The 7,469-nt window shown below is 61.2% G+C and carries 6 protein-coding genes and 1 pseudogene; 5 read left to right on the top strand and 2 right to left on the bottom strand.

Annotation, left to right across the window (positions count from 1 at the left end; translation table 11 throughout):
- Nucleotides 1–140: 140 nt before the first annotated feature.
- Nucleotides 141–1,286: pseudogene (gene istA, locus KAY22_RS21845) on the bottom strand (IS21 family transposase); the annotation flags it as partial.
- Nucleotides 1,287–1,568: 282 nt separating this feature from the next.
- On the opposite strand from istA, the gene KAY22_RS21850 reads away from it, so the two are divergent.
- Nucleotides 1,569–1,844: a hypothetical protein gene (locus tag KAY22_RS21850; RefSeq protein WP_063977162.1), complete on the top strand. Its 276-nt coding sequence runs from the start codon at nucleotides 1,569–1,571 to the stop codon at nucleotides 1,842–1,844.
- On the opposite strand, the gene KAY22_RS21855 is transcribed toward KAY22_RS21850, so the two are convergent.
- Complete coding sequence (locus KAY22_RS21855) at nucleotides 1,811–2,557, bottom strand: lytic transglycosylase domain-containing protein (RefSeq protein ID WP_234781661.1); 747 nt, start codon at nucleotides 2,555–2,557, stop codon at nucleotides 1,811–1,813. The two genes, KAY22_RS21850 and KAY22_RS21855, sit on opposite strands and share 34 nt — an antisense overlap.
- Before the next feature lie 757 nt (nucleotides 2,558–3,314).
- Here KAY22_RS21855 and KAY22_RS21860 point away from each other — a divergent pair.
- Genes KAY22_RS21860 through KAY22_RS21875 form a run of 4 tightly spaced genes read left to right on the top strand, consistent with a single transcriptional unit; the run spans nucleotide 3,315 to nucleotide 7,412 of the window.
- Entirely contained in the window at nucleotides 3,315–3,977 is a 663-nt protein-coding gene (locus KAY22_RS21860) for a ParA family protein (RefSeq protein WP_063977163.1), read from the top strand.
- Complete coding sequence (locus KAY22_RS21865; protein WP_081261105.1) at nucleotides 3,974–4,267, top strand: chromosome partitioning protein ParB; 294 nt, start codon at nucleotides 3,974–3,976, stop codon at nucleotides 4,265–4,267. The genes KAY22_RS21860 and KAY22_RS21865 overlap by 4 nt, the downstream gene beginning before the upstream one ends.
- Nucleotides 4,268–4,319: 52 nt before the next feature.
- Nucleotides 4,320–5,159, top strand: a complete 840-nt coding sequence (locus KAY22_RS21870) for a toprim domain-containing protein (protein ID WP_063977164.1) — start codon at nucleotides 4,320–4,322, stop codon at nucleotides 5,157–5,159.
- Nucleotides 5,160–5,216: 57 nt separating this feature from the next.
- Complete coding sequence (locus KAY22_RS21875; protein WP_296625312.1) at nucleotides 5,217–7,412, top strand: strawberry notch family protein; 2,196 nt, start codon at nucleotides 5,217–5,219, stop codon at nucleotides 7,410–7,412.
- The last annotated feature ends 57 nt before the right edge of the window (nucleotides 7,413–7,469 follow it).

Below are 7,469 nucleotides of genomic sequence, written 5' to 3' on the forward strand. Positions count from 1 at the left end.
CGTCGATCAGGCGTCCGCGGCACACCCGCCAAGGTCAATGCGAACGCTGGTCTTGCGGTCAGCGAAGGAGTAAACTCGGCCAGCGTCTCGGATGGCAGTCATGAGAGCGTATATCTGGGTCCGTTCTGTGTACCGACCCCATAGTGCCAGGGATCATAAACGGTCTGCTCGCGGCCGAAGCGGCGATCGTGCTCGGCGACGATATCGTCGCCCTGGCGGATGACGATGCGGCCGGCATAGGCATGGACCTCAACCGGCCGCCCGAGAGCCCGGGCCGCCACCGAGTACTTGTTGTAATCGAACCGCACCAGGAGCGTCTTGGAGACCGAGGCGGTGACGGAGTGGAAGCCATCGAACGGAGCCGTCGGCATGCGCATCAGCGCCGGCTTCTCGTCCTCGAACACGTCAGCGATGGTACGGTCACGACACTCGGGATGCCGATGGGCACTGGCATGTTCCAGGCAGCGGTCGAGCAGCCAGGCGTTCAACTCCTCGTAGCTGGCAAAGCGCAGCCGGGGCGTGAAGAAACGTTCGCGCACTACACCCACCTGGTTCTCGACTTGCCCCTTCTCCCATCCCGCCGCCGGCGTGCACGCGGTCGGCTCGACCAGATAATGGTTGCACATCTGCAGGAAGCGGCGGTTGAACTTGCGCTCCTTGCCCAGGAACACCGCATCCACCGCGGTGGTCATGTTGTCGTAAATCCCCCGCGTGCAGACGCCGCCAAAGAAGGCGAAGGCTCGAGCATGGGCGTCGAACACCATCTCCTGCGTCTCGCGGGGATAGGCACGTACGAAGAACATCCGGCTATGGCACAGCCGCATATGCGCGACCTTCACCGTCGTCGTCACGCCCGCCAGCACAACGACCTCATGACTCCAGTCGAACTGGTAGGCCTCGCCGGGCTCGAAGCTCAGCGGCACGAACGCGGTCGCCGTGCGACCAACTTCCTCACGCTGCCAGCGACGTGCATGGCGGCGAACCGTATCGTAGCCACCCTCATATCCTTGCGCCCGCAGCGCCTCGAACAGCCGGATCAGCGTCAGCCGTTCACGCCGCGGCTTGCGCTCGTTCTCCGCCAGCAACCGCTCGAGCTCGGCAACGTGGGCGCCGAGCTTGGGCTTCGGCTGAACCGTGCGATCGTAGCCGAACTTGCCGTCCTCCGCTTCGATCGCCTTCCTGACCGTCTTCCTCGAAACATGCAGCCGCCGCGCGATCTCCCGCACCGATTGCCGCTGCACGAAATACGCACGCCTGATCCGTCCAATCGTCTCCACCGTCGTCATCCTCCGCCTCGTCGCCAACCAAAAAAGCTGACGACCATAGATGACCCGGGGGTGGTCCCCGATTAGGCGCCGATCACCGAGTCAGGTGGGCACCACTTGCACGCCGAAACACACCATAGCGCCAGTCTGCGCAGCTTAAGAGCGCTAATCCAACGATGCCACCCTTCCCTTCGCGCGCTCAACGCGACTGCATCCCTTAGCGCAAGCTGATCCAGCCTCCGGTAACTTCGGCACGATCAGAGAGTTAAGGAAGCGACAGGATCTTACTGTTAGGTAGCGAACATGCCCCAAGCGACAGTTCAGGCCTGGCTCTCCCTCTATGCCGCCGTCGGCGTCATGGCATTAATGTGCGCTACCTTCGCAATTGCCAAAACAGCTTACGACTATCGACAGGGGGGAATCGGTCTTCCCACAACATCGACGCTGGATAAGATGCTCGTGCTCCCCAGGGTCTGGGTACGTTGGCAGATCAACTATCTCCAAGGTGCGCCGGCAGTTTTATGTATTGCGATCTATTTTGCACACTATCTGGGGTTTGAAACACTCGTTGATGTGTAGGCAAACAATTCGACCCCCCTGCCCTGCGCTATCCTAGGAAGACTGGGGTGGGAAGCCGTCTGGATCGACGCCATTCTTGACACGCCGTTGCTCCAACCCTTGGTGATTGCGGCAACATAATCGATCGTCTCACGGAACGGCGGTATCCGGCCGAGCATACGAACGCGACCCGGACCGGCATTATAGGCTGCCAGCGCCAAGTCGACCCTTTTGAACTCGTCTAGGTGAGAACGAAGATACCTCGCCCCTCCCCTCAGATTGGCAAGCGGATCGCGAGAGTTGTAAACGCCCAACCCGCGCGCCGTGCCAGGCATCAACTGGGTCAGGCCAACGGCGCCCTTGGGCGAGACCACAAGCGGATCATACTGGCTTTCCTGGGCCACTAGAGCGTCGAGAAGGCCGGTCGGGACCCCAGCTTCACAAGCTACGGCTGAGATCATCGGGAAATAGCGCGCTCTTCGTGCCTCCTGCCAAGGGGCCAGATCGCCACGCGGACGGTATGGCGTGATTGAGCAGGCGGCCGGACTATACATGAAGGGTGCGACGACATTTTGCGCAGCCCGAGCTGCGCCGGTCATCACCGTGCCGGTCTGCATCCAAAGAGGAACAGAAACCGAAGGATTCGGTATATCCGAACCCCAGGCGTTCTCTCCCGCTGTAATATTGCGGAAATCGGCTTGAAGTCTTTCCGGCGAAACACCAATCTCAGGCACGTCTGCTTGCCTGGGGATAGCGCGCGCGGGACCGACATCAATTACAGCACCCCGGGATATGTCACCAAAGGCGACGATCTCGACTCTACGCTGCGACGCAGCGACGGGTGAAGAAACGGCCGCGATCGCTGTTACACCTGTTACAAGTCTTATTGCGAGGCATGAGTTCATAGCTTCAAACAGCCAGAGTCGACCAATCCGGTCAATGTGGAAAAAAATTACACTGTGCGTCCGTCAAGGGGTGACTTGTTGAGCTAAATTGGCAGAGCGCCCCTCTACTCGACGTCAGTCTGATCGTATCAGATCGTGCAACTACCAAATGAGCTTTGCTTCCGGGCCCTAAGTCACTTGGCTTCGGTCAAAGCCCGCTGTGCACGATTGTGTGCACGCCCTCATCGCTCCTCGGCGCATGACGATCCTAATCGGATAATTTGACGAACCGAGTTAGAGGTTATACCGGATTATTGAGATCACCCGATAATCTGGGAAACCGGATATTTAGGAATATCAGGTATGATGTGTTATCAGGTATAAGGGATTATCGGGTAAGCCCTCTTATCAGGTGCAAGGAATTATCGGGTCATCTCGAGTACCCGGTCGACGCCAATACCGGGTTTCCATTCCAATCCGGTTATGGCATATACCAGGTTAATTGCCATATCTGGTCATCGATGAAATCCGGTTGATAAGCATATCCGATTGATACCAAAACCCGGTTTGCGAAAGCGCTCCGGGCAACAACATTCAGGGGGTCCCCATGCCAACAATCACGATCGCGTCCCCGAAAGGAGGGGCCGGCAAGAGTACCACAGCGGTCATTCTGGCCACGGAACTCGCTCACGCTGGCGTGCCCGTTACGCTTCTAGACTGCGATCCGAATATGTCCGTCAGCCTTTGGGCAAGCCGAGGAGCATTGCCTCCGAGAATCAAGGTTCTCAACGACGTGACGGAATCGACAGTCATCAAAACAATCAAAGAATTCGATCGCGATGGGGAAATCGTCATCGTCGACATGGAAGGTGTGGCTTCACGACTGATGTCGCGAGCGATATCGCAAGCCGATCTTGTTATTACACCGATGCGAGCAACCACTCTCGATGCAACAATCGGCGCACGCGCGATCGCCCTGATAATGGAAGAAGAGGAATCGCTGGGTCGGCAGATTCGATATGCCGCGGTATTCACGATGACAAAAACAGTCCGTTCCAAGCAGCATTCCGGGATTGTCGCTTCGCTCCGTGGACAAGGCGTTGACGTTATAGAACCCGACCTGTTGGAACGATCGGCTTTCTCCAGCCTCTTCGAATTCGGTGGCGATCTCTACACGATGCCACCCCAGGGGAATGCAGTCGCAGCACAGCAGAACGCCTCAGCATTTATGCAAGCCGTCGTAGAACGACTGAAGGAGACTGCACGATGACCGAAAAGCCAAGTTTCGCCATCGACATCGGTGGCCTGAAAACCCGGCCAAAACCACAAGATGCGTCTGCACTCCGAGCGGCAGACGAGGCGGCAGAAGAACATGGGTTCGTTTCTCGCGACCCTGAACCTCGCAAGGCTGGTCGGCGTCCAAGTCCAAGAACAGGACAAGTCCACGCCAAGGTACTGCCGCATGTCGCATTAGAAATCGCGGATGAAGCTCAGCGCCGAGGCGTCACCCAGGGCGTACTCATCGAAGAAGCCTGGGCGCTGTTTACGAAGGACCGCTGATAGGACGATCAGAAAAGGGGAGGGGGGTCGAGCAGACGAGAAAGGATATGTGATGCCCCTCGTTGCCCTTAAACCCACCCAGACCCTCGTCGATATCGTCGGCACCCTTGGCGGCACATGGCACGGCTTCAACGCCATGTGCCGGTGCCCTGCGCACGCAGATTCCAAACCCAGCCTGTCGCTGCGGCAAGGGCATGACGGCATCCTGGTCCATTGCTTTGCCGGCTGCGCGGCAGACGACGTCCTGCGCGAGATCGCCCGCATCGAACCGGGTCGTCGCTACGAGCCACCTCCCGCCCAGCGCGCTGGACGCCCCGCAAATCTCGAGCGATTGTGGAACGATGCTCTCCCGATCGAGGGTACGCCGGCGCAAGCCTATCTGCGCTTTCGCGGTATCACCGGCACATTCGACGACTTGCGCTTTCATCCGCGCTGCCCGTGGGGTCCAAAGCCCCTGACCCGTTTTCTCCCGGCCCTCCTGGTCGCGGCGCGGGAAGGGCGCGTACTTCGAGCGATCCAGCGTATTTTCCTCGACCTTGAGACCGGGAGCTATCTCGACAAGGTCACCCTGGGAACGCCGGGCGGCGCGACGTGGCAGGGGGTGCGCGTTCGCGAGACACTCGCCCTTGGCGAAGGGTTCGAGACGTCGGCTGCCTTCAGCCAGATCCACGGCATTCCCTGCTGGGCGACCCTTGGCGCAGCGCGCCTCGACCGTGTTTATATCCCCGCGAGTGTCACCACGCTCATCTTCGCCGAGGATAATGATTTCGAAGGGCGGCGCGCGCGGCGGAAAGCCTGGGCCGCCTACCGCCCACAGGGGTTCATACTCAAGCGGATGCCGCCACCGCCGCGCTTCGGCGACTGGGCCGACGTCCTGAAGCCAGGAGCCTGAAGGGGAGGGGGATCGGGTTTGCGAGCTGCACGAGCAGCCCAAGCCCTGGAGATCCCCATGACCGACCTGTTCGATACGGCGCCTGCCCGCGCCGGAAATGCCACCGCTGCTGCCCGTCACGTCGCGGCCTCGATCGCAAGCGGGGTCAAAATCACCCGCGCCAAGCTTAACGACGCAATGGCAAACGCCTTTGGCGGCAGCGACGCCGATGGCCACTGGACCCAGCGCGAGAGCTTCGAAATCCTCGAGCATGCGACCGTCCTGGCGGTCAATGGCGGGGCAAAGCCTCCAAGCATCGCAGAGGCGATCGCTCTTGTCGGCCGACTTCCCACCCAGACCGTCCGCAGCGAGGAACAGATCGACTGGCAGCAATTCTCGACGCCGCTCGACCTTGCGGCGGTTGCCTGCTTGCTTGCCGCGCCACAGGACGACGATATCGTCCTTGAACCGAGCGCGGGCAACGGCCTGCTGATCGCCTGCCTGCCACCTGTCGCGGCGCTTCATCTCAATGAGATCGACCCGGCCCGCCGCGCTCGGTTAGCAGCGGCCTATCCACTTGCCAGCGTCACAGGGCATGACGGCGCACAGATCGCCAGCGTCATGACGGCAGCACCGCGCCCCGGCCTCATCCTCATGAACCCGCCATTCTCGCGGTCGCTCGGCCGCGGCGCCGATGCGTTGGCAGCCGTCCGCCATCTCCAGGCCGCCATCAAACGTCTGGCACCGGGGGGACGCGTCGTGGCAATCATGCCCGACTGGTTTGCGCAATCGGCACGCATGGCATCGGTCTGGTCGACCACGCTCGCCAGCGTCAGCCTCCGCACCTCGATCCGGCTCACCCATGCCTATGGCAAGCACGGCACCGGGGTCGCAGTCCGCCTTTACGTCATCGACAAGGCCGTGGGCGATACCACGACAACAACGATCCAGCGCCGCGATGTCGCTGACCTTCTCGATGTCCTCGCGATCCCGCCACGCCTGCCAATGACCGCGGTCGCGCCAACGCCTGTCAAACGCAGCGGCCCGATCTCGCTGATGCGCAGCGTCAAGTCGAAGCCCGCCGCCACGCCGCGAATCTTCCGCGCACCGGCGCGCAACGACGTGCTTCCCGTAAGCTATGCCGTCCTCGAAACGGCGGCACCGCTGGCCGAGCAGACCGGCGTCTATCTTCCCTATCGCCCGAGCCGGATCGTCTTCGATACCGCTGGGGAGCATCCGACCGCCCTGGTCGAATCCATCGCCATGGGCTCGATCCCGGCGCCGATCCCCTCCCATGTGCCCGCGCTCCCTGAGCGAACCGTGACGGACAGGCTGTTGTCCTCCTCGCAACTCGAGACCGTCGTCTATGCCGGTCATGCCTGGACCCAGTTCATCCCCGGCCTGTCAAAGCCCGACAAGGAAGGCGTCGGCCTGGTCCTCGCCGACGACGGTCGGGCCTATCGCAAAGGCTATTTCCTGGGCGACGGCACCGGGGCAGGGAAGGGGCGTCAGGTCGCGGCCGTCATTCTGGACAACTGGCTTGCCGGTCGTCGCAAGAATATCTGGATCAGCAAGAACGAAGCACTGCACGCCGATGCGATCCGGGACTGGACCGCGCTGGGCGGTCTTGCCGCCGATGTGCAGCCGCTCTCGCGCTGGAAAATCGACGAGCCGATATCGATGGCCGAGGGAGTCCTGTTCGTCACCTATCCGACCCTGCGCTCAAACCGGGGCGATGCCACGCGGCTCGACCAGATCATTGCCTGGGCAGGTGCCGATTTCGACGGCGTGATCGCTTTCGACGAAGCCCATGAGATGGGCGGCGTTGCAGGCGGCGAGGGATCGATGGGCACCAAGAAGGGGTCGCAGCAGGGCATCGCAGGGGTCCTGCTCCAGAACCATCTGCCGCTCGCGCGCGTGCTCTATGCGTCCGCCACCGGCGCGTCCGAGGTCAACAATCTTGCCTATGCGGTGCGGCTCGGCCTGTGGGGGCCAGATACCGCCTTCGCCAACCGTGAAGCCTTTATCACCCAGATCCGTCAGGGTGGCATCGCGGCGATGGAGCTGGTCGCCCGCGATCTCAAGGCCACAGGACTCTATACCGCGCGCGCACTCAGCTTCGCAGGCGTCGAATACGACATCCTGCGCCACGAACTGACGCCCGAACAGATCGAAGTCTATGACACCTATGCCGACGCATGGGGTATCTTATGCGCAGCTCGCCATAAGACGGCTTATCGCGAGGAAGCGGTAATGCGGAGGAACGCGGCGTAGTCCTGCAAAGCTGCGGAACATTTCGCCACGTCCTTCACATTATTCTATAGGGTGTCG

It is taken from the genome of Rhizorhabdus sp. (genome assembly GCF_018006725.1).
In the GTDB taxonomy this organism is placed as follows: Bacteria; Pseudomonadota; Alphaproteobacteria; order Sphingomonadales; family Sphingomonadaceae; genus Rhizorhabdus.

Excerpts from the sequence above, each read along its gene's own strand:
- KAY22_RS21875 (WP_296625312.1), top strand. The coding sequence starts at position 5,217 with ATGACCGACCTGTTCGATACGGCGCCTGCCCGCGCCGGAAATGCCACC.
- KAY22_RS21865 (WP_081261105.1), top strand. The coding sequence starts at position 3,974 with ATGACCGAAAAGCCAAGTTTCGCCATCGACATCGGTGGCCTGAAAACC.
- KAY22_RS21850 (WP_063977162.1), top strand. The coding sequence starts at position 1,569 with ATGCCCCAAGCGACAGTTCAGGCCTGGCTCTCCCTCTATGCCGCCGTC.
- KAY22_RS21870 (WP_063977164.1), top strand. The coding sequence starts at position 4,320 with ATGCCCCTCGTTGCCCTTAAACCCACCCAGACCCTCGTCGATATCGTC.
- KAY22_RS21860 (WP_063977163.1), top strand. The coding sequence starts at position 3,315 with ATGCCAACAATCACGATCGCGTCCCCGAAAGGAGGGGCCGGCAAGAGT.